Source organism: Streptomyces naganishii JCM 4654, from assembly GCF_014650575.1.
GTDB lineage: Bacteria > Actinomycetota > Actinomycetes > Streptomycetales > Streptomycetaceae > Streptomyces > Streptomyces naganishii.
In genome coordinates this window covers 17,039-40,008 of record NZ_BMVF01000014.1, presented here as the reverse complement: position 1 = coordinate 40,008, position 22,970 = coordinate 17,039, and the positions used below count along the sequence as shown (strand labels likewise).

At 72.5% G+C, this 22,970-nt stretch carries 13 protein-coding genes; 3 read left to right on the top strand and 10 right to left on the bottom strand.

Annotated elements, in window-relative coordinates; translation table 11 throughout:
- Positions 1-80: 80 nt before the first annotated feature.
- The 10 genes from IE217_RS23970 to asnB all read right to left on the bottom strand — a co-directional run bounded on the left by IE217_RS23970 (position 81) and on the right by asnB (position 12,391).
- Positions 81-1,316, bottom strand: coding sequence for an epoxide hydrolase family protein (locus tag IE217_RS23970; protein ID WP_190179994.1), 1,236 nt, complete (start codon positions 1,314-1,316; stop codon positions 81-83).
- A 73-nt stretch (positions 1,317-1,389) separates the two neighbouring features.
- Complete coding sequence (locus IE217_RS23965) at positions 1,390-1,932, bottom strand: transglycosylase SLT domain-containing protein (protein WP_190179993.1); 543 nt, start codon at positions 1,930-1,932, stop codon at positions 1,390-1,392.
- Positions 1,933-2,203: 271 nt separating this feature from the next.
- Positions 2,204-3,349 (bottom strand): RNA polymerase sigma factor, encoded by a 1,146-nt coding sequence (locus IE217_RS23960; RefSeq protein WP_190180122.1) that lies wholly within the window; start codon positions 3,347-3,349, stop codon positions 2,204-2,206.
- 44 nt (positions 3,350-3,393) lie between these two features.
- Positions 3,394-3,813 (bottom strand): YciI family protein, encoded by a 420-nt coding sequence (locus IE217_RS23955; RefSeq protein WP_190179992.1) that lies wholly within the window; start codon positions 3,811-3,813, stop codon positions 3,394-3,396.
- A gap of 202 nt (positions 3,814-4,015) precedes the next feature.
- On the bottom strand, positions 4,016-5,308 hold the full coding sequence (locus IE217_RS23950) for an ATP-grasp domain-containing protein (RefSeq protein WP_190179991.1): 1,293 nt from the start codon (positions 5,306-5,308) through the stop codon (positions 4,016-4,018).
- Positions 5,305-6,084, bottom strand: a complete 780-nt coding sequence (gene cuyB / locus IE217_RS23945; protein ID WP_229865559.1) for a cysteate racemase — start codon at positions 6,082-6,084, stop codon at positions 5,305-5,307. Before cuyB ends, IE217_RS23950 begins: the two co-directional genes overlap by 4 nt.
- The gene (locus IE217_RS23940) at positions 6,081-7,340 is read right to left on the bottom strand and encodes an MFS transporter (protein WP_229865556.1); all 1,260 of its coding nucleotides are present in this window, start codon (positions 7,338-7,340) and stop codon (positions 6,081-6,083) included. The genes cuyB and IE217_RS23940 overlap by 4 nt, the downstream gene beginning before the upstream one ends.
- Complete coding sequence (locus tag IE217_RS23935; protein WP_229865554.1) at positions 7,330-8,415, bottom strand: MupA/Atu3671 family FMN-dependent luciferase-like monooxygenase; 1,086 nt, start codon at positions 8,413-8,415, stop codon at positions 7,330-7,332. The genes IE217_RS23940 and IE217_RS23935 overlap by 11 nt, the downstream gene beginning before the upstream one ends.
- Positions 8,416-8,445: 30 nt before the next feature.
- On the bottom strand, positions 8,446-10,458 hold the full coding sequence (locus IE217_RS23930; protein WP_190179990.1) for an SGNH/GDSL hydrolase family protein: 2,013 nt from the start codon (positions 10,456-10,458) through the stop codon (positions 8,446-8,448).
- 61 nt (positions 10,459-10,519) lie between these two features.
- Positions 10,520-12,391: an asparagine synthase (glutamine-hydrolyzing) gene (asnB, locus tag IE217_RS23925; RefSeq protein WP_190179989.1), complete on the bottom strand. Its 1,872-nt coding sequence runs from the start codon at positions 12,389-12,391 to the stop codon at positions 10,520-10,522.
- Positions 12,392-12,636: 245 nt separating this feature from the next.
- Here asnB and IE217_RS23920 point away from each other — a divergent pair, with 245 nt between their 5' ends.
- Genes IE217_RS23920 through IE217_RS23910 form a run of 3 tightly spaced genes read left to right on the top strand, consistent with a single transcriptional unit; the run spans position 12,637 to position 22,887 of the window.
- Positions 12,637-15,696 carry a non-ribosomal peptide synthetase gene (locus IE217_RS23920; protein WP_190179988.1) on the top strand — a complete coding sequence of 1,020 codons (3,060 nt, stop codon included), beginning with the start codon at positions 12,637-12,639 and terminating at the stop codon, positions 15,694-15,696.
- 46 nt (positions 15,697-15,742) lie between these two features.
- Entirely contained in the window at positions 15,743-21,544 is a 5,802-nt protein-coding gene (locus tag IE217_RS23915) for a non-ribosomal peptide synthetase (protein ID WP_190179987.1), read from the top strand.
- Positions 21,541-22,887 (top strand): KamA family radical SAM protein, encoded by a 1,347-nt coding sequence (locus IE217_RS23910; RefSeq protein ID WP_190179986.1) that lies wholly within the window; start codon positions 21,541-21,543, stop codon positions 22,885-22,887. Before IE217_RS23915 ends, IE217_RS23910 begins: the two co-directional genes overlap by 4 nt.
- Positions 22,888-22,970 lie beyond the last annotated feature (83 nt).

Here is a 22,970-nt window from a genome sequence, read left to right as displayed (position 1 = left end):
CGGGCGGCGATGACGGGGGCGGACGCCTCACCCCGTCATCGCCGCCCGCCATAGGCGGTTCGCCGGGCCGGCGGGTCCGGTCAGGGCCTGCGGCCGTGGAAGGTGCGGCGCAGGTCGTTCACCCAGGCGTCGGGGTTCTCCCAGGGGATGAAGTGGCCGCCGTGGTCGTGGGCGTTGACGTTGACGTGGTTGAACCACCCCGCCTGCGGACCGGACTTGAAGGCCCGGACGCGTTCGTCGGTGGTGTGGATGCCGGGCGGGTTCTCGTACGTCATGAAGGTGAGGCCGACCGGGGCCTGCACGACGGGGGTGCGGTCGTGGGCGGGGGTCCAGGGGTAGCGGTTGGCGTTGGCGTAGTAACGCATCGACGTGGCGATGGAGTTGTTCACCCAGTAGATGGTGGCGTGGGTGAGCAGATCGTCCTTGGTGAAGACGGATTCGAGGTCGCCGCCGTTGTCGCTCCAGGCGTTCCAGCGCTCCAGCAGCCAGGCGAGCAGTCCGGCGGGGGAGTCGCTCAGCCCGTGGGCCAGGGTGGCGCCGTCGAGCGTGTGCACGGCGAGGTGGGACGCCGAGCGGTGGTCCAGTTCGACGACGCGGGCGCGGACGTCGGCGGGCTGGTCGTCGGTGAGGGGCCGGTTCCTGGCGAAGTCCCAGGCGCGGGGCCCGGTGAAGAAGTCGAGCGGCAGCCCGGAGCCGATGTGGATGCCGTACAGCTCGTCGGCGTACTTGTGGCCGAGCTGGCTGGAGACGATCCCGCCGATGTCGCAGCCCCCGGCGGCGTACTTCTCGTAGCCTAGGGTTTCGGTCATCAGGGTGTGCCAGAGGTCGGCGACCTTCCAGAAGTTGACGTCCGGAAAGCCGGTGAGCGGGCCGGGGAAACCGAAGCCGGGCAGCGACGGCACGATGACGTCGAACGCGTCGGCCGGGTCACCGCCGTACGCGGCGGGGTCGGCGAGCGGGCGGATCACCTTCGACCAGTGCCAGAAGGTCCACGGCCAGCCGTGGGTGAGGATCAGCGGAACCGGGCGCGGGCCGCGGCCGGGTTCGCGCAGGAAGTGCACCGGGACACCGGCGACGCTCACCCGGTAGTGCTCGTGGGCGTTGATGGCGGCCTCGGCCTTGCGCCAGTCGTAGCCGTCGCGCCAGTGGGCGACCAGTTCACGCAGGTAGCCGGCCGGGACGCCGTAGGACCAGTCCTCGTTCCCCTCGTCCAGTGGGGAACGGGTCAGTGCCAGACGGGCGCGCAGGTCGTCGAGGACCTCGTCCGGCACATGGATCGGGGTCGGCTCCAGGGGAAAGGGGCGCGGGGTGGCCATGCCGTGGTTCCTTCTGCGTAGGAGGAAGCGGTGTCACTGACCACCTTGGCACCCGGCGCGGTCATCCGACGGCTCAGTAGGCGGAGTTGACGTTGTCGATCGAGCCGTAGCGGTGGGCGGCGTAGTTGGCGGCCGCGGTGATGTTGGCGACCGGGTCGGTGACGCTGCTCGCCGTGCCGGCGACGTGGTAGGCGTTGAAGGTGGGGTCGATGACCTGGAGCAGCCCCTTGGACGGGGTGCCCTTCTGGGCGTTGACGTCCCAGTTGTTCTGGGCGTTGGGGTTGCCGCCGGACTCGCGCATGATGTTGCGGCGCAGACCGTCGTAGCTGCCCGGGATGCCCTTGGCCTTCATGATGGCCAGTGACTGCTTGATCCAGCCGTCGAGGTTGCCCGCCGTGCCGGAGGCGCTGCCCTTGCCGGCCGTGCCGCTCTGGCCGGCCTGGGTGTCGTGGGCCGAAGCCGTGACCACGGCGGTCTTCACCTGCGTTGCCTCGGCGGCCTGTGCGGGGGCCGGCATCAGGGTCAGGGCGACGGCAGCGGCGCCCGTGGTGGCGATGCCGGTGAGGGTGAGGGTGCGCAGGCGGGCGAGGCGGCTGGTGCTGGTGATCGCGGTCATACGGAAGGAATCTCCTGTGGGGTGGTGGTCACATGCCGGCCGCGGTGGATCGCGGCGCTCGGCGACGACAGCCATGGTTAGCGGCGGCCGCGGGGCGGCGCAATGATGTGACGTACTACCCCACTTAGGAGTTATTGTCCGAAAGGTGCAGTTTGATGGGAATTGACGCTGCTCGGGGCGGTCTGGACCTACGGCCCGCCTTAGGAGGTGATCTGGCTCCTATGGGTGGCATCACACGCGCAGGCTGCCAAAGGGCCCGGGAGGGGGTCTCTCAGCGGTCCCGGTGGGTGTTGAGCCGGGCGGCCCTGTGGGTCAGGTGGTCGCGTTCGGCGAGAGTGGGCGCCTTGTGGGCCGCCTCGGCGTACAGCCGGGCCGCCGTCGTGAGGTCCCCGTCGCGTTCGTGCAGGTAGGCGGCGACCGCGGTGTGGCGCGGCAGCGAGTCGTCCAGCGCGGCGAGCGCCGCGAGCCCGGCGCGCGGTCCGTCCGCCTCGCCGATGGCGACCGCGCGGTTGAGCCGGACGACAGGACTGTCGGTCAGGGCCGCGAGCTCGTCGTACCACTCGACGATCTGCACCCAGTCGGTCTCGTCGGCGGTGGGCGCGTCCGCGTGGAGTGCCGCGATGGCGGCCTGGGCCTGGTACTCGCCCAGCCGGTCGCGGGCGAGGGCCGCCTGGAGGATGCCCACGCCCTCCGCGATCGCGCGGGTGTCCCACCGGCCGCGGTCCTGTTCGGCGAGCGGCACGAGGCTGCCGTCCGGCGCGGTACGGGCGGCGCGCCGGGCGTGGTGGAGCAGCATCAGGGCGAGCAGCCCCGCCACCTCGGGGTGGTCGACCTGTGCCGCGAGCTGCCGGGTGAGCCGGATGGCCTCGGCGGCGAGGTCGACGTCGCCGGAGTAGCCCTCGTTGAAGACCAGGTACAGGACGCGCAGCACGGTGGCCACGTCACCGGGCTGGTCGAGGCGCACCTTGGACACGGTGCGCTTGGCGCGGCTGATGCGCTGGGCCATCGTCGCCTCGGGCACCAGGTAGGCCTGGGCGATCTGGCGGGTGGTGAGGCCGCCGACCGCGCGCAGCGTGAGCGCGACCGCGGACGACGGTGTCAGCGAGGGGTGGGCGCACAGGAAGTACAGCTGGAGCGTGTCGTCCACCGAGGGCGCGGGTCCGGGCGGCGGTTCCTCCTCCGTACGGTCCTCACGGCGGCGGCGGGCGGAGTCCGACCGGGCCGCGTCGAGGAACCGGCGCCAGGCCACCGTGACCAGCCAGCCCTTCGCGTCGCGCGGGGGGTCGGCCGGCCAGACGCGGACCGCTTCCAGCAGCGCGTCCTGGACGGCGTCCTCGGCCGCCGCGAAGTCGGCTCCGCGGCGGACGAGGACGGCGAGCACGCTCGGCGTGAGGCTCCTGAGCAGGGCCTCGTCCATGGACGTGGACATGGACGAGGCCGTGTGCGGGGCGGGCTGCGAGGTCACGAGTGCGGGCACTCCGTGGCGGCGGGCGTCGCGGCCAGGAACGGGCGCACCTCGAGCCACTCGTGGATCGGCTTTCCGCCGGCGCCCGGGGCGGCCGAGAGCTCCCCGGCCAGCTCGACGGCCCGCTCGTAGGTGTCGACGTCGATCACCATCCACCCCGCGATGAGGTCCTTGGTCTCGGCGAACGGACCGTCCGTGACCGGAGGGCGACCCTCGCCGTCGTAGCGGACCCAGGCGCCCTCGGGGGCGAGCGCCTGGCCGTCGACGAACTCACCGGTCTTCTCCAGCCGCGCGGCGAAGTCGTGCATGAACCGGATGTGCGCCGTGATCTCCTCGGGCGTCCACTGGTCCATCGGCACGTCGTTGACCGCCGCCGGGGCGCCCCGGTAGTGCTTCAGCAGCAGGTACTTGGCCATCGTCGTTCTCCTCGGTCCCGGTGCGACCCATTGTGGCCGCCTTCACCCCTGGGACGGAGCAGCCCACGGATTCTCGACACGTCCGGCCGGCTCGGCGAGGCCCTCGCCGAGCGGCAGCGCGACACGCGCGCCGGCGGCGGCGGACCGGGCAGGGCGACCCCTCGGAAGGGTGGTGCCCCGCCCGGTTCGCGAGTCACTCTCGTTACGTCAGGGCATCGACGTCGGGGACCTGATTCAGTTCCGCCACGAGGTCGCGGTAACGGCGAAGTGCCCGCGCACCGTCCTCCTCGGCCGCCGGGTCGGGCTCGGTCACGAACCGCACCTGGGAGGCCAGCGACTGGGCCAGGTCCCGTGCGGCCTGTGCCGTCTCGGCCGTCACCACCACGTACCCGGCCCGGTCCAGCGACCAGCGGACCCGCGGAATGAGCTGCCCCACCTCGAAGTTGAGGTGGAACTCGACGACACCGGCATGGGCGCGCGCCTCATCGGCGCCCTCGATGGCGACCAGGCGGCCGGGCTCGGCCTCGAAGAAGACGACGGCCGCACCGCCGTTCGCCGCGGGACGCCCGGTGAGCGGCTCGAGCAGACCCGCGGCCCAGGCGAGGCCGGCCTCCTCCAGGTCGATGCCGTGCACGGCGTGCGTCATGGTGTTGATCCGGTCGCCCCCACGCCGGTTGTGGCCCTCGACCACCCGGGGCCCGGCCGGCGTGAGTTTCAGCTCGGTGTGCGACAGACCGTCGCGCAGACCGACCGCGTCCAGGAACTCGGACACCGTGCGGCACACCTCCTCCTCCAGGGAGGGGTCCAGCTGGGCGGGAATGGCGTGTCCGAACTCGACGAATCCCGTCCCGGTGATCTTGTCCGCGATGGCGATCGGCACATGACGGCCGTGGAAGGAGAGAGCGTCCACGCTGATCTCCGGGCCTTCGAGGTACTCCTCCAGCAGGAACTGCCTCAGGTCGAGCTCACTCAGCGCGGCGTACACGGACTCGGCCGCCTCGGCGCTCTCGATCTTGTGGATGCCGACGCTCGCAGAGCCGCCCAGCGGCTTGGCGATCAACGGGTAGCCATGGGCCGCACCGAACTCCTTGATATCGGCCAGGCTCGACGCGACGGCCGCCCGCACGGCGCTGACGCCGCGCTCCGCGGTGTGCCGGCGCATGCGCCACTTGTCGGTGAGCAGCGCCACGGTCTCGGAGGAGACACCGTTCAGGCCGAGCGCGTCGTTGAGCAGGGCGGCGGTGATGACGCCCTCCTCCTGGACGGTCAGCACGGCCGTGAACGGCGTACGGTCGTGCAGCGCGCGAACGGAGTCCACCAGCTCCCGCGGGTCGGACTGGTGCCGGAGCACCAGGCAGATCTCGTCGTGCACGGCGTCGACGGGGAGCTTGCGGAACTCCTCGGGGGTGTACACGCAGACCACGTCCAGCTTCAGCCGCCTGGCCCGCTGGAGCATCGGCGGTTTGGGCGAGACGAGACAGACACGCGTGTTCATGGTCGTTCCTTCGTGTGATCGGGGCGTGACAGACGCCGGGCGAGGGCCACGGCGTCCTGGGCCAGTGCCGTGGTGGTGTCGAAGACGGGGAGGTTCTCGGCGTGGTGACCGAGCACCAGGGGCAGTTCGGTGCACGCTGCGACGATCATGCCTGCTCCGGCCCCGGCGACGCTCCTGACCGCTGGGGCCAGTGCCTGCGCGGCGACCTCCGGCTCGCCGGCCTTGATCAGCCGCACGGCCCGCATCACGGACCGCTGCTGCAGCAGCGGCGGGGGGACGACCGCGTCGATGCCCTGCTCGCGCAGAGCCTCCTGGTACAGGCCCGTCACCAGCGTGCCGGTGGTGGCGAGGAGCCCCACCCGGGAGACCGACGGCGCGGCCGCGCGCAGCCGGCGCACACTGGCGTCGATCATGCTGAGGATGGGGACCGCCGAGGCCCGCCGCAGGTCCGGGAGGAAGGCGTGGGCGGTGCTGCAGGGCATGGCGATGATCGCGGCCCCCGCCGACTGGAGCAGGCGCACGCCTTCGAGGAGGCGGGGGAGCGGGCTGGGGCCGGCCGACAGGATGGCGTCGGTGCGGTCCGGCACGGTGGCGTCGGACCACACCAGTGTCCGCAGGTGCTCCTGGTCAGTGACGGCGGGTGTCTCCCGGACCAGCTTGGCGAAGAAGTCGGCCGTGGCGGCCGGCCCCATGCCACCGAGCACACCGACGATGCCGGAGGCCGCCGGATCGGGTGCCGGCGCCGCGATCCGGTACCCGGAGGTGACCGCGCTCACCGTGCCGACCGCCCGTCGACGGCAAGCGCGTCGTTCTTGAGGAGGGCCCAGGGCACGAGGCCGCCGAGCAGCACGACCACGCCGACCAGCAGCCACACGGGCGTGCCCCGGTCCACGAGCGGCCCCACGATCAGCAGCGGCCCGACGAGGTCCTGGCCCACCCGGCCCAGGTTGTAGAAGGACAGGTACCGTCCGAGCGACTCCTTCGGGGCGAGCTCGAAGGACAGCGGCGTACTCGCGATGAACAGGCTCTCGCCGGCGGTGTGGGCGAGCATGGCGACCACGAGGACCGCGAGCGCCACCCAGGCGTCGCCCACCGCCCCGGCCCCGGCGTAGGCGAGACACGCGGCGCAGACGGCGACACCGCCGAGCGCCGACGCGCGCAGGGCGGCGGAGAAGTCGGCGAACATCCGGTTCACCGGTACCTGAGCCCCCATGGCCAGGGCGCCGTTGAGGGCGAGCAGCGCGGTGAGGCTCCACTTGGGGGAGTTGGTGGCGTGGACGATCCACAGGGGGAGAACCAGGGACAGGATCGTGTTGTGCGTCTGGGCCACGCCGTTGACGACCGTGATGGCCAGGTACCGGCGGTCGCGCAAGGGGGAGGCCCCGCCGCCGCGTTCCTTGTCCCGTCCGGTGGCCGCGGGCTCCGCCTCCGGGACGTGCAGCCGGGCCACGAGGAGCGCGGCGACGATGAAGGACGCCGCGTTGATCCCGATCCCCACCAGGTACAGGGCGCTGGAGCCGGTGACGACGGGCAGGGTGGCGGCCAGCGACCCGAGCACGATCGCCCCGTTGCGCGCCGAGAACACGGTGCCCAGGATCGTCGCCCGGTCCTTGGCCTCGAACAGCCGGCCCATCAGGGCCTGGTTGATGGCGGGACTGGCCCGGTCGGCCGTGGTCACGACGCAGGCGAGCACCACGAACAGCCAGTACTGATGGGCGAGCAGGTACAGGCCGTAGCCCACGGCCCGTACGCCGAACAGGACGATGAGGCCCTTCTGCGGCCCGACCCGGTCCGCGAGGGCGCCGATGCGGGGGCCGAGGAAGAACGCGCAGAGGCTGCCCAGGGAGATCGCCAGGCCGACGCCGGAGACGCTGAACCCGCGGACGGTGGTGAAGAACAGGACCGAGGTCGCCGTGAAGATGCCGGTGCCGAAGGAGTCGGCGGTCACACTCGCCAGCAGCAGTCTGGTCTCACGCCGTTGCAGCATCAGCACGTCGCGCAGACGTGCCCACCGGGCGAGGTCAGTGCTCACTCTCGACGACCTCGCGTCCGGGGCCGCGGTCGCCGGCGAGCTCGGCGATCAGCGGGATCACCGCGGGGATCCGCTCGCTGGGCACGCCGAAGTCGACAAGACAGGCGATGTCGTCGACACCCGCCGCCGCCACCCGGCCGGCCGTGCCCCGGCAGGTGTCAGGGGACCCGATCAGGGAGCCGCCCTCCAGGTAGCGCTCGTAGGTGGCGTCCAGCAACTCCTCGAGGAGGTCCTCGGGGATCTCGTCGTCGGGCAGGACGTGCCCGCCGCTGATCGTGCCGCCGCCCTGGGCCGCCCGGAGTTCCAGCTTCACCGCGGAGCGCAGATAGTCGCGGAACGGTGCGCGGCTGCGGGCCTCGGCGGCCGCCGCGTCGACGTCCAGGTGGGTGTGCAGCATCAGGGAGACCGTCCCCGTGGCCGGGTCGAAGCCGGCGTCCGCGCGGGCCTTGCGGTAGAGGGCCACCTTCTCGGCGAGCTGGTCCAGGTTCTGGCCGATCAGGTGGGTCAGCACATTGAGGCCGCGGGCCCCGGCGTCCTGGAAGGTCCGCGGGTTCCCCGACGAGGTGATCCAGATCGGCAGCTCCGGCTGGACGGGCCGGGGGTGCAGGCGTGCCGCGAAGGGCTGCCCGGTGCCGTTGGGGAGCTCGACGTCCTCCCCCCGCCACAGGGCGCGCACCGTGTCGATCTGCTCCAGCATGACCTGGTGCCGCGACGCGTAGGCGTCGGGGGCCAGCACGAAGTCGTTGGCGTTCCAGCCGGAGCCGAAGGAGACCGCCGCACGGCCGGACGACCAGTTGTCGACGACGGACCAGTCCTCGGCGATGCGCACCGTGTGGTGCAGCGGCGAGATGAGGCTGCCGGCCCGCAGTTGGATGCGCTCGGTCGCGGTGGCCAGCGCGGCGCTGGTGAGCGCCGGGTTGGGGAACACGCTGCCGAACTGGTCGAAGTGCCGCTCGGGAGTCCACACCGCGTCCAGGCCGTGTACGTCGGCCAAGCGGCTGGTCTCCAGCACCGTCCGGCAGGTCTCCTGCGGGGCCGCCTCGCCGGAGGCGAAGAACATGACGCTGAAGCGCAAGGGGACTCTCCTGTCTTTCGGTGGGGTTGGTCAGACCGCTGCGGGCACGAGCCGGGTCGCGGACCAGCCGTGGATGTGGCCGTGGACCGGATGGCTCGGGACGTTCTCGCCGCACTCCAGGCGGGCCGGGGCCCCGGCGACGAGCGCGTCGGTGCCGTCGCCCCCCTCCGGCCAGCGGATCTCGACGGTGTTGCGGCCGCGGCGCAGGATGTCCGGGACCACGGTGAACTCCCGGGTCGTCCACGCCGTGCCCACCTCGGCCGTGCCCACCGTGTGTCCGTTCACGACGACCGGCACCGACGCGACCGGCACTCCGGCCGGCAGGCGCCACGTCACTTCGAGGACGAGCGGGGCCGGTTCGTCGACGACCAGGGTGGAGCGGGTGCGGGGAGAGCTCGCCCGCAGGTATGCCACCCGCGGGCCGACGCCGGCCTCACGGCGCTCGTTGAAGGTGGTGGCGAGGTTCGCGTCGGCCAGCAGGTCGGTGCCGCCGGAGTGTTCGGCGACCAGCAGGTCCTCGTAGCGCCGGCGCGCCGGGACGCCCCTGCTTTCGAGGGCGTCGAGCATGACCTCGCGCAGGCCGTGGTCCGCCAGCTTGCCGTTGAGCCGGCCGTCGCCGACCACCATGTAGCGCCGGAACGCCGGGTCCTGGGTGGAGCGCTCGTAGGAGGAGCACATCCAGTTCGGGGCGGTCCTCGTCTGGTAGTCGAGGTAGTCCTCGAAGCGGTCGGCGACCGAGGCGTCGGCGTCGAGCGCCCGGTTCAGGTGGTGGCGCAGCACGTCCTCGGGCTGGCCGTAGTGGGCGTTGTGGACGGCGGCGAGGAAATGGGCCAGGGCGAGCCGGTCGGCGGCGGCCCGGACCGGTACGCCGCCGGTGTCCGGCCGTTGGGGCAGCTCCAGCGCGGTACCGAGGGCCTCCGCCACGGCCAGGGCCGTGGTGCGCAGTCCGTCGTAGGTGAGGTGGCAGTAGTCGAGGAAGTACCGGCGGCCGGGTGCGCCGGCGTCGTCCATCTGGAACAGGGCCGCCTGGTCGACCAGGCGGAACCCGGCTTCGTCGGCCTTGCGGCGCATCACCTCCTGCACGGAGGCCAGGGTGCGCGGGGAGTGGATGGCGAAGGGGCTGACCACCGCGTCCTTGGCCGCCCGCAGCGCGGTGAGCGCCTCGTCGGGCGAGGCCGCGCAGCGTGCCGCCAGGCGGTGGGAGACAGGGCTGGAGCCGCCGTCGAGGGCGGTCATCTCCGCGACGAGCGTGCGGGCGCCGGCGAGGTCGCCGTCCCGCAGGGCCCGCTCGGCCTCGTCCCGGGCGCTCAGCCAGCGCCGCATCCGCCCGGCGGGCAGGGCGGGGCAGTCGAGGATCGGCTCGTCCGTCCAGTCGCCCAGGTTGAACTCCGGTACGACGAGGACGACGGGGACCTCTCCCGCCAGTTCGCGCAGCAGGTCCAGCGCGCTCGCGGCGACCTCGGTGACGAGATCCCGGAAGGACGCCGCGGCCGCCGGGAAGCCGCCCTCTTCGAGCAGCAGGGCCAGTTCGTGGCGCTCCACGGGCGTCGGGTCGACGTTGTTCCAGTTGTTCCCGGCGTGCACCACGAGCGCGTCGGCGCCGAGGGCGAGGGCTTCGGCTGCCGTCTTGAGGAGTTCCGCCAGGGAGCAGTTGGTGCGGGCGAGGTCGAGGACGTCCACGCCGGTGCCGTCGAGGGCGGTGCCGACGAGGCCGGCCAGCGAGTACGCCGGGTCGAAGAAGTACCCCCGGGTCGCGGACTCCCCGAGCACGGCGATACGGCGGTGTCCGGGGCGCAGGGGCATCTCCGGCAGGTCGGCCCAGTAGCGCCATTCGTCCCGGCGCCCGGTGTCCCGGCGCAACTGCCCGTCCGTCAGGCGCCACACGCCCACCCCGGTTCCCGACGGGGTGGGCGCGGTCAGCTCCGTCGAGCGCTCGGCGGGCCGGCCCAGCACCTGCATCCGGGCCAGGGCGAGGGTTCCCTCCGGCCCGGACAGGGAGCGGCTGAGTCGCTCGGTGATGCTGTGAGTCGGATCGGTCGGCATCCGTTGTCCCCCTGGCGATGTGGGTCCGGGCAGGGCTGCCCGGCGCCCGCCTGAGTTGCCGTCAGGCGGCGTATGCGGGCAGGTCGTAGAGGTCGAGGAGCAGGTTGAAGGTGAGTACGGTCATCAACAGGTCGGTCTCGAAAGGAACGTTGATGCGGAACCCGGGCGTGGCGTACTCACGGACGAGCCGCTCCACCCGGTCCGGATCGAAGTAGCCGTCCGCCTCGATGCGTTCGCGGGACAGCAGGGCCTCGATGGCAGGGTCGTCCTGCCGGATCAGGTGCGGGCTGCCCGGCGCGGTGAAGCCGAACTTCTCGCGGTCCACGATCCGGCGCGGAATCCACTCCCGGGCGACCTGCTTGAGGAGGTACTTCTCCTCCAGGCCCTTCAGCTTCAGCTCGGGCGGCACGGTCGCGAGGAACTCGACGAGTTCCCGGTCGAGGAACGGATGGCGGGACTCCACCGAATTGGCGAACACCATGCGGTCGCCGTGGTCGCCGAGCAGATGGTCCGCCAGCCGGAGTTTGAGGTCGAGGTAGGAACGGCGGTGCAGATCGTGCAGGCCGGTCAGGCGCTCGCGGTCGACCAGCGGATGGCCGAGGCAGTCGATCTCGCCCTGCCGCTCACGCACCGGCGCCGAGTAGAGCCCGGCCTTCGTGGCCCCGAATCCGGCGTCGTTGCGTTCGTAGAAGAAGTTCTCGTCACCCCACAGGCTCTCGCGCATCCTGGCTTCCCGCAGGTCGGTGACGCCGCCCGCGGCCCGGGTTCGCCGGACCTGGTCGAAGCGGTAGCCGATGTAGCCGCCGAACAGTTCGTCCGCGCCCTGCCCGGTGAGCACCACCTTGACCCCGGCGCGGTGCACGGCTTCGGACAGCGCGTGGGCGGCCGAGTTGAACGACTCCTTCAGCGGGCACTCGGTGTGCCGAACGACCGCGCGCAGCCGGGAGGTTATCTCCTCGCCGTGCACGAAGCGCTCGGTGTGGCGGGTGTCGAGGACACCGCTCATCAGCCGCTGGTAGTCGCTCTCGGAGAGCTCCCGCTCGGGGAACGCCGCCGCGAACGACTGGATCTCGGCGTCCGGCATCAGATGCCGCATGATCGCGCCGACCAGGGAGGAGTCCAGTCCACCGCTCAGGTACAGGCCGACCTCGACGTCCGACTGCAGACGCTTCTCGACGGAACGGACCAGCAGGTCCTCGACCCGACGGACGTAGTACGACTCGTCGTGGCGTTCGACGTCCTCGTCGGTGCGCGGGTACGCGAGGTCCCAGTACGTCCAGACCTTGGGCCGGTCGCCGGGGCGGAACTCGACGGCGGTGCCGGGCGGCACGCTGTGGACGCCCTCGAACATGGTCCGCGGGCTCACCAGACCGGGCAGGGTGAACACCTGGTCCAGGCCGACGAGGTCGACGCGGCGCGGCACCGCGGGGTGCTCCAGCATGGCCTTGATCTCGGAGCCGAAGACCAGCTCGCCGCCCTGGTGGGCGTAGAACAGCGGCGTGACGCCGAAGTGGTCGCGGGCGCCGATGAAGAGCTGCTCGCGGTGGTCGTAGAGCACCACCGCGAACTGCCCGTCGAGTCGGCTGACGAAGTCGCGGCCGAACTCCTCGTACAGGTGCGGGACCACCTCGGTGTCGCAGCGCGTGCGCAGGGTGTGGCCCCGGCTGACGAGGAGGTCACGCAGTTCGCGGTAGTTGTAGATCTCGCCGGTCGTCATGGCGACGATCTGCCGGCTCTCGTCGTACATCGGCTGGTCGCCGGCCCCGAGGTCGTTGATCGCCAGCCGGGTGAACGCGAACGCCACCCTGTCGTCGACATGGAATCCGGCGGAGTCCGGCCCCCGGTGCTGGATGGCCGCGCTCATGGCGTCGAGTGTTGCGCGCGCCGCCCGGGGATCGTGTCGTGGCCCGACGAAGCCCGCGAGTCCACACACCGTCAACACCCTTTCCAGAGTCGGTACGGCTTCCGTCAACAGGTCAACGCCCGCCCTGGTACGGCAGGTTGCCGCGGCCGGGACTGAGGCAGATTACATCACCAGTTGATCAACGCAAGGAAAGATTCCTTGACCAAATATGAATCTTCCTAAAGCGCCTCCGATGTGCCACAGTCCCGTCTCGTGTGTCGCTGGGGCGATCTTGTTCGGCCCGCCGGCAGGGTATTCACGAGGGGGGCAACACCGTGTGTCGTACCGGTCCGGGGTCGCTGGCTGCGGCGCTCGTCGAGCAGTTCCGCCGGACACCCGACGCCCGAGCGGTCCGCGACGACCGGCAGGTCCTGACGTACCGCGAACTCGACGCCCGCTCGGCCGCGCTGGCCGAGGCGCTCGTGGCGGCGGGGGTGGGGCCCGATCGCATCGTGGCGCTGCAACTGGAGCGCTCCGTGGACCTGGCCGTGGCGATCGTCGGGATAGTGCGGGCGGGCGGGGCATGGCTGCCGCTGTCCACCACCGACCCGGACCGGCGGATCCTCGCTCTGCTGCGGGACGCCGCGCCCGCGGCCGTCGTGACCGAGGACTCGTCCCGGCTGTGGTCCCTCGCCGACGGCATGCCGCGGCTGACTCCTCGCGGACACCGCGCGTCCGGCCAGGCGCCGCCGATCGACTCGGCCGAGCCGCACCACCTGGCCTACGTCATCTACACCTCCGGCTCCACGGGCCGTCCCAAGGGCGTACTGATCGAGCACGCCGCCATCGCCAACCGCCTGCGGTGGATGCAGGATCGTTTCGGGATCGGACCCGGTGACGTGGTCGCACAGAAGACGCCGTACACCTTCGACGTCTCGGTGTGGGAGTTCATGTGGCCCCTGATGACCGGGGCGGAACTGGCCTTCGCCGCTCCCGACGGGCACCGGGATCCCGCCTATCTGGCACGGTTCCTGACGGACCGCCAGGTGACCGTCACGCACTTCGTGCCGAGCATGCTCACGGAGTTCCTGCGCCAGGTGCGGCCGGGGGACTGCCCGCGCCTGCGCTCGGTCATGGTCAGCGGCGAGGCGCTCGGCCCGTCGCTGGCCCGGCGGTTCTTCGAGCGGCTGCCCCACGCCGAACTCCACAACCTCTACGGCCCCACCGAGGCCGCCGTCGACGTCACCCACTGGCAGTGCGCCGCGGACGCCTCGCCCACCGCACCGGTCCCCATCGGCCACCCCATCACCGGCATCGAGCTGCTCGTCGTCGGCGAGGACGGCACCCCGGTGCCGGCGGGCGAGGTCGGTGAGCTGTGCATCGCCGGCGCGGGCGTCGCCCGTGGCTACCTCAATCTGCCCGAGGTCACGGCCGAGCGCTTCGTCCCCCACCCGGCCGACCCGGCCCGGCGCATGTACCGCACAGGCGACCTGGCCAGCCGGCGTCCGGACGGGGCGTACCTCTACCACGGCCGCAACGACCGCCAGGTGAAGATCGGCGGCGTCCGTATCGAACTGGGCGAGGTGGAAGCCGCCCTGCAGTCGCTGCCCTGTGTGGAGGAGTGCGTCGTGGTCACGCGTCAGGACGCGGCCGGCGTCGCACGCCTGGAGGCCTTCGCCGTCCTGGTCCCCGGTGTGCCGTGGTCCGGATGGCGCGACGACCTGCTGGGCATCCTGCCGGCCGGCTCGATACCGGCCGGCCTCACACCCGTGGACTCCCTGCCGAAGACCGCGCACGGCAAGACCGACGTGGCGGCACTGCACGCGATCCTGGCTCGGCGGTCCGAGCGGAGCGGCCAGGCCGCCGCCGCCGACCCACTGGAACGCCTGTGGGCAGGCGTGCTCGGCACCACCGAGCCGCACTTCCTGCGCGCGGGCGGCACGTCGCTGCACGCCGTGCGGCTGCTCGCCGACGTCGCCGAGGAGTTCGGCCGCACCGTCACCCTGGCCGACTTCTTCGCGGAACCGACCCTCGACCGGCTGCGCGCCCTGCTCGCCGCCGCGGACACGGACACGATGCCGTCGCGGGTGCCGCGCGATGGTGAGCTGCCGCTCAACCGCTACCAGGAACGCCTTTGGTTCCTCCAGGAGCTGGAGCCCGAAAGCACCGCGATGAGCGCCCCCACCGCGTTCCGGATCACCGGGGTGAGCGCCGAGCGGGTGTCGGAGGCGTTCGCCGCTCTGGTGCGGCGGCACGAGGTGCTCCGGACGACGTTCCGTTCCGTGGACGGTGAGCCGCGGGCCGTCGTCGGCGCACAGCCCCCGCCCCTGGACTGGACGGTCGAGGTGCCGGCGGATCCCGCGGCCGTGCGCCGATGGGTGACGCAGACGGCGTACGAGCCGTTCGACCTCGCCGCCGGACCACCGCTGCGGGCCCACGGAGTCAGCTTCGGGCCGGCCGACCACCTGCTCGTGATGGTCACCCACCAGATCATCACGGACGGCTGGACCTGGTCGCTGCTGACCGACGAGCTGAGCCGGCTGCTGACCGGACCGGACCCCGGTCCCGAGGACGCACGCCCGCAGATCGTCGACCACGCGGTCTGGCAGCGTACGCGGGAGACCCGCCGGGAGCACCGGGCGGCCGTCGAGGAGTCGCTGCGGCACTGGCGCACCGTGCTGGCGAACGCGCCGGACGGGCTCGACCTGCCGCTGGACGAACCGCGCGGCCCCTCCCTCAGCGTGCCCGCCGACAGTGTCGCGCTGCGCTGGTCGCCCGACTTCCCGGCCCGGCTGAAGAGCCTGTGCCGCGAGCACGGCATCACCGAGTTCATGGCCCTGCTCGCCGGTTACACGGCATGGCTGGCCCGGCTCTCCGGCCAGGAGACCGTGGTCGTCGGCACTCCCATGGCGAACCGGACGCCGCCCTGGGTCGCCGGGTTGGCCGGCTACTTCGTCACGACCGTCCCGCAGCGCCTGGACATCGACGAGGACGCGACGGTCGCACAGGTCCTGGACCGCGCCCGGACCTCCGTCGTGACGGGCCAGCGGCACTCGGTGGTGCCCATCGAGCGCATCGTCGCCGAGGTCGGAGCGGCCCGGGGCGCCGACCGGCTGCCCCTGTTCCAGAACCTGTTCGCCTTCCAGAACATGCCGGCGTGGCAACGGCGGGCCGACGGCGTCACCGTGCGCGTCCACCAGTTCCCGCCCCGGCACACGCACTACGACCTCAAGTTCGAGGTCTTCCCGCTCACCGAGGGCTACGAGGCACGTCTCGTGTACGCCCGGGGCCGCATCTCGACCGAACGCGCCGCGCTCATGGCCGGCCAGCTCGCCTCCTTCGTCGAGGCCGCGGTGGACAAGCCCGACGCGTACGTCGACGAGATAGCCCTCTGACCGGCCCCCGGGGCAATCCGGACCACACGATTGGACTCACACTGAGATGACGTACGCCGACGACCACCCCACCGCGTCGACGACGCCGTCACGGCACCTGGTCGAGAGCACCACCGTCCCCGCCCTGATCGAGGCCACGGCCTCCCGGCTCCCGCACGCCGTCGCACTGATCCGGGGCCCGCGGTCCCACACGTACCAGGAGCTCGTGGAGCGGTTCTCCGCGACGGCCCGGGCGTTGCGGACACGGCAGGTGGCCCCTGGGGACGTGGTGGCGGTCCGTGGCGGCCGGTCGCCGGAGACCGTCGTGGCCATGCTCGGTGTCCTGCGGGCCGGTGCGGTCCTGGTGATGATCGACGTCACCCAGCCGGAGGGCCGGGTGCGGGACGTGCTGGAACGGGCGAGCCCGTCGCTGCTCGTCGACACGACCGACCAGGCGTGGCAGCCGGACGCCGGCTCGACGCCGGTGGTCCGGCTCGCCGAGCTGGAGCGGTCGACGGCGGGCGACGTGGAGCTGCCCGCGGTGGACGCCGCGGCGGACGCGTACGTGTGCTTCACGTCCGGCACCACCGGCGAGCCCCGCGGTGTCCTGGGCTGGCACGGGGCGCTCGCCCACTTCTGCGCGTGGGAACGGCGGGCCCTCGCCATCGGCCCGGGCGACCGCGTCGCCCAGATGGCCGCGCTGACCTTCGACGCGGTCTTCAAGGACCTGTTCCCGGCGCTCATCGGAGGCGCCACCGTGTGCCTGCCGCCCACCGACCGGCCCTTCGTCGACGTGGCGCGGGTGCTCGCCTGGCTGCGCGAGGACGAGGTGACGGTCCTGCAGACGGTGCCGAGCGTGCTGTCCACGCTGCTGGCCGAACAGCCCGCCGGTGCGGGCTTCCCGGCGCTGCGCCTGATCTGTCTCTCCGGTGAGCCGCTCGCGGGCAGCCTCGTCAACCGCTGGCGGAAGGCGACCGGCGACGCGGGCACGCGGTTCGTCAACCTCTACGGGACGACCGAGGCCACCATCCTCAAGTCCTGGTATCCCGTCCCGGACGGCGAGGTCCCGGCGGGCATCCTGCCCGTGGGCAAGGCCATCGACGGCGCCGAACTGCTCGTGGTCAACAACCGCGGCCGGCGGTGCGGCGTCGGCGAACCCGGCCACGTGCTGATCCGCACCCCGCACCTCACCCGGGGCACCTGGCGCCCGGCCGCGGGAGAGGCCCCGCTCTTCGAGGTGAACCCGCTCAACCCCGACGACCCCACCGACCTCGTGCAGCGGACCGGCGACCTGGGCCGCATCGGCCCCCAGGGCGACCTGGAGATCCACGGCCGGGTGGACGACCAGGTCAAGATCTTCGGCGTCCGGGTCCACCCGGCCGAGGTCGGCGCGGTGATCACCCGCATGCCGGAGGTCGAGGACGCGGCCGTCGTAGTCCGCGCCGGGGACGACGGTCCCGCCCTCGTCGCCTACGTCGTGCCCGTCCAGGGCGCGGGCGTGGACGCCTCCGCCGTACGGCGGCACGTGGCCGCGGCCGGCTCCAACGCGATGGTCCCGGCCCAGGTGGTCCTCCTGGAGCGGCTGCCGCTGACCGGCCACGGCAAGCTGGACCGGTCCGCGCTCCCCGACCCCGACGACATCGCCGAACAGACGCAGCGGGAGGCGGCGGACGAGGGCGAGTGGACCGCGACGGAGCGGCGCGTGGCCGAGCTGTGGTCCGAGGCGTTCAAGAAGGAGATCACCTCCCGGCACGCCAACTTCTTCGATCTCGGCGGCCACTCGCTGATGCTGGCCCGGCTCCTCGCCCGGATCCGCCGGACGTTCGAGGCCGACCTGAATCTGCCGACCCTGTACCGGTCGCCGACGATCGCCACGCTCGCTCAGGCCGTGGACGGCGCGCTGCGGGAGGGCGCCAGGGCCGAGGAGGAACCGGCGCCCGCGCCCGTCCCGCGCGAGGCCGACCAGCCGCTCTCCCCCGAGCAGGAGGGCCTGTGGTTCCTCCAGCAGCTTGACCCCCACAGCTCCGCCTACAACATGGCCGGCGTGTTCCGGCTGCCCACCGACGTCGACGAGGAGGCCGTACGCACGGCCTTCCTCACAGTGTGCCGCCGCCACGAGGCGTTGCGGCTGCGCTTCCGCGAGGTCGACGGGCGCCCCGTGCAGTCCGTGGGCGAGGCCGCCGTCGACTTCACCGCCCTGCCGTCCGTGACCGACCGGCCGTCAGGCCTGGCCGCCCTGTCGAAGGCGGCAGCCGACGCCTTCGACCTGGTCACCGGCCCGCTGGTGCGAGTCCGGACGGTCCGGGTCGCGGACGACGAGCTCCTCGTCGGCCTGACCATCCATCACCTGTGCTGCGACGGGGTGTCGTGGAGCCTCGTCGCCCAGCAGGCCGACGAGCTGCTCGCCGGCACCGACCGGCACACGCACCTGGACGGTGACACGCCCCGGCTCCAGTTCGGTGACTACGCGGCCTGGCGCGCACGCCGGACGACCGACGAGCGCGCCGAGACCGACCTGGCCTACTGGCGCGACCTGCTCGCCGGTACCCCCGTCCCGGACGTGCCGTGGGGACGTCCCGTGCCCGGCGAACGGCCGCACCAGGCGCGGGTGCTGCGCGTCCCGGTCGACCGCGAGGTGACCGACCGCCTCGCCGAGCAGTGCGCCAAGTCCGGGGCCACCGAGTACATGGCGATGATGACCGTCCTCGCCCACGCCCTGTCCCGGGCGGCGGCGCAGGACCGGGTCGTCATCGGCAGCGACAGCGTGGGCCGGGACCGCGAGGAGTTCGAGGACGTCATCGGGTTCTTCGTCCGGACGCACGCCTACAGCTTCGACATGGCGGGCGACCCGACCTTCGAGGAGGCGCTCGGCCGGGTCAGGTCGACGCTCGTCGAGGCGTCGGGGCACCGGGACGTGTCCTACGCGCAGGTCGTGGAGGCCGTCGCCGCCGCCCGGGACGGGGACCGCGGTCCGCTGTTCTCCGTGATGCTGCGGATGCCGCCGCGCGAGGAACTGCCGCGTGAGGCCGCCCTCCTGCGTCCCGTCGACGTGGTCGCCGCCGCCGGAGACGGCTCCGGCTCGGCGCCGACGGCCAAATTCGACCTCACCGTGGTGGTGCGCCCCGCAGAGGCGGGCACCGTCCTGGACTTCGAGTACGACGCCGACACGGTTCAGGGGGAGTTCGCGGCCGCGCTCGGCGAGCGGTTCACGCGCCTGCTCCGCTTCGCCGCCGAGCAGCCGACGAGTCCGCTGGCCGACGCCGACCGCGCCGGCCACCCCTTCGCCGAGCCGCTTCCCGCGCGGGACCTCGTCCCCGTCGCCGAGCGCTTCCGGCGCCGGGCCGCGGCCACCCCGGACGCCGTCGCCGTCTCCTGGGCGGAAGGCGAGGTGACCTATCGTCAGCTGGCCGCAGCGGTGGCGGGCGCCACGCAGGAGCTCCGGGCGGGGCAGCGCGTCGGTGTTCTGGGCGGCAAGTCGCCCGCCACCGTGGCCGCCCTCGTCGCCGCGCTCGGCGCCGGCGCCACCGCGGTGCTCCTGGACGACGGTCTGCCACAACCGCGGCGCGCCGCCATGGTGGCCAAGGCCGGCGTCCAGCAGGTACTGCTCACCGAGCCGTCGACCGCCACGCAGGCGCCGGGCGACGCCACCGTGCGGCGCCTGACCTTCGAGGAGCTCGCCAAGCGCACGGACGAGCCGCTCCACCCCGTCCCCGCCCGGCCCCTGGAACCGGCGTACGTCTTCTTCACCTCCGGCACGACCGGCGAGGCCAAGGCGGTCGTCGGATCGCACCGCGGCCTCGACCACTTCATCGACTGGGAGACCGCGGAGTTCGGCGTGCACGCCGGGGACCGCGTGGCGCAGCTCACCACGCTCTCCTTCGACGCGGTCCTGCGCGACGTCCTCGTGCCGCTCACCCAGGGGGCCACCGTGTGCCTGCCGCCGACGAGCGCCCTGGACGACACGGCACGGATGGTGGACTGGCTGGCACGCGAGCGCGTCACCATCGTCCACACCACACCCAGCGTGGTGGCGTCATGGCTGCGGGACACCGACCGGGCCACCGCGCCCCTCACCGGCCTGCGGCTGCTCTGCCTCGCGGGCGAGCCCCTCACCGGCCGGCTCGTCCAGGAACTGCGTGAGCGGCTGCTGGGCCCGGACACCGAGGTCGTCAACTTCTACGGGCCCACCGAGACGACCATGATCAAGACCTTTCACCGGGTGACGGCCGAGCAGGACCCGGGACCGGTGCCCGTCGGACGCCCGCTGCCCGGCGCCCAGGCGGTCGTCCTGGGCGCGGACGGCTCCGTCCGCGGCCCCGGCGAACGCGGCGAGATCGTCATCCGGACGCCGTACCGGACCCTGGGCTACCTCGACGACGCCCGCGCAGCCTCCAACTTCCGCCCCAACCCGCTGTCCGACGACCCGGACGACCTCGTCTACCACACGGGAGACCTCGCAGTGGTCGGCGCCTTCGGCGAGATCCACGTCGAGGGGCGCAGCGACGATCTGCTCAAGGTGCGCGGCGTCCGGGTGCACCCCGCGGAGGTCGCGGCCGAGCTGACCACCCATCCGCAGGTGCGCCAGGTCCACGTGGAGCAGGACAAGGAGGCGGACGGCTCGCTCGTCGCGTACGTCCTGCGCTCGCCCGGCTCCGCCCTGACCACGGAAGAACTCCGCCGCCACGCGCGCGAGCGGCTGCCGCTGGCCGTCGTCCCCTCGCTGTTCCTCTTCGTCGACCGGTTCGCGCTGCTGCCCAACGGCAAGCTGGACCGCTCCTCCCTGCGGGGCGCCTCGTCCCCGGCCGCACAGGAGCGCGTCGCGCCCCGGGACGACACCGAGACCCTGATCTGGTCCATCTGGTCCGAGCTTCTCGGCCACGACGACATCGGCGTCACCGACGACTTCTTCGCCGTCGGCGGGCACTCGCTGCTCGCCACCATCCTGCTCACCCGGATCCGCAAGAAGACCGGCCTGTCGCTCTCGCTGCGCAAGCTCCTGGAGGGTCCGCGCATCGACCGTCTTGCCGCGTCCGTACGCGAGTTGCGCAAGGAGTCCGACGACCAGGCGAGCGAACTGCTGCTGACATTGCGTCAGGGCACGGCGGGAGGACCGCGGTTGTTCCTCGTGCACCCGGTCGGCGGCGACGTGATGTGCTTCCGGGAGGTGGCCTCCGCGCTGCCCGCCGAGTTCACCGTGATCGGGGTCCGCTCTCCCGGCCTGGACGGCGGCACCGTGTTCACCTCGGTCCAGGAGATGGCGGCCGCCTACCTCCACGAGGTGCTCAAGGTGCAGCCCGAGGGGCCGTACCACTTCGCCGGCTGGTCCATGGGAGGCGCCGTCGCCTACGAGATGGCACGCCAGCTCTCCTTCGAGGGGGTGCGCACCGCCTCCCTGGTGCTGCTGGACAGCTACGCGCCGGGCTCGAAGGCCTTCGAGCACTTCGCGGGACCCGACGCCGACCGGGTGGCGTCCTTCGCTCGCGACCTGGAGCGCATGACCGGCGAGGGGGTCGACACCGCGCTGCTCAGCGGCGACCGGCCGGCGGACGGCGAGGAACAGCAGTCGCTGCGCCGCAGGTACACGGTCTTCGACGCCAACGCCACCGCGCTCGTCAACTACCGGATGCGGCGCGCCCGCCTCAGGGACACCCGGCTCACCCTGCTGCTCGCCGGTGACCAGGCGCGGCCGGAGGGGACGCCCCCGGCCCTCGGCTGGGAGGAGGCACTGGGCACGCCGGTGGAGACCCGGACCGTGCCCGGCGCCGACCACTTCACCCTGGTCCAGCGGTCCCATGCCGCGGTCACGGCCGAGGAGATCGCCCGCGCGGTCGCGCCGGGCACCGTCGGCCAGGACGAGGGGCGCGGATGAACGCCGTGACCCCGCCGCGCTTCCGGGCGTACTCGGCACGCGATCTTGACGCGCTGCTGGACCGGTGCGGGGCGGACGCCGAAACGAAGCTCCAGATACGGGCCGTGGCCGCCATCCTGCCGTTCAGGACCAACCAGTATGTGGTCGACGAGCTCATCGACTGGGACCACGTGCACGACGACCCCGTCTTCCGGCTGGTGTTTCCGCAGCCCGACATGCTGGCCGCGGACGAGCTGAAGACCATGACGGACCTGCTGCGCGAGGAGGCGGGCCCCGCCCGTCTCGCGCCCGCCGTGCGGGAGATCCGCGCGGGGATGAACGCGCACCCTGCGGGCCAGACGGACCAGAACGTCCCCCTCTGGCAGGGGCAGCGGCTCTCGGGCGTACAGCACAAGTACCGGGAGACGCTGCTCTACTTCCCGCGTCAGGGCCAGACCTGCCACGCGTACTGCACCTACTGCTTCCGCTGGGCACAGTTCGTCGGGGTGCCCGAGCTGAAGATGGCCGCGGAGAAGGACGACGCCGACGCCCTCGCCGCCTACCTGCGCCACCACACCGACATCACCGACATCCTGCTGACCGGCGGCGACCCGCTCATCATGCGCACCGACAACCTGCGGCGCGCGCTCGAGCCCTTCCTCGCCCCGGGAATGGAGCACATCAGGAACATCCGGATCGGCACCAAGGCACTGACCTACTGGCCCTACCGGTTCACCGACGACGAGGACGCCGACGACCTCATGCGCCTGTTCGAGGAGGTCCGCGACGGCGGCCGGCACCTCGCGGTCATGGCCCACGTGACGCATCCCCGCGAGCTCCACCCGGAGCCCGTGGGACGCGCGATCGAGCGGATCCGGTCGACGGGCGCCGTCATCCGCACCCAGGCGCCCCTCATCAGGTCGATCAACGACGACGCCGGCGTGTGGCGGGAGATGTGGACGCGCGCCGTCGCCCTCGACGCCGTGCCCTACTACATGTTCGTGGAGCGGGACACCGGCCCGCGTCAGTACTTCGAGGTTCCGCTCGTCCGCGCCTGGCAGATCTACCGGGAGGCCCTGTCGTCCGTGACCGGGCTGGCGCGCACGGTGCGCGGCCCGTCCATGTCCGCCACCCGCGGCAAGGTGGTCGTCGACGGGGTGACGGAGGTCGCCGGACAGTCCGCGTTGGCACTGCGCTATCTGCAGGCCAGGGACCCGGAAGTGGTCGGGCGGCCGTTCTTCGCACGGTTCGACCCGCGGGCGACCTGGGTGACGGACCTGCGGCCGCTGTCGCCGTCGGACGCGCCCTTCCTGGACCAGACGGCCGGAGCCCGTCCGGCGGACCGGATCACGGACGGGCCCTGAACCCCACCGGGGTGGCGGCGGCCGCCCCGAACGTCCCGCACCGGCCCGTCCGACCACTGTGCCCGCTCGCAACACCGCTATGT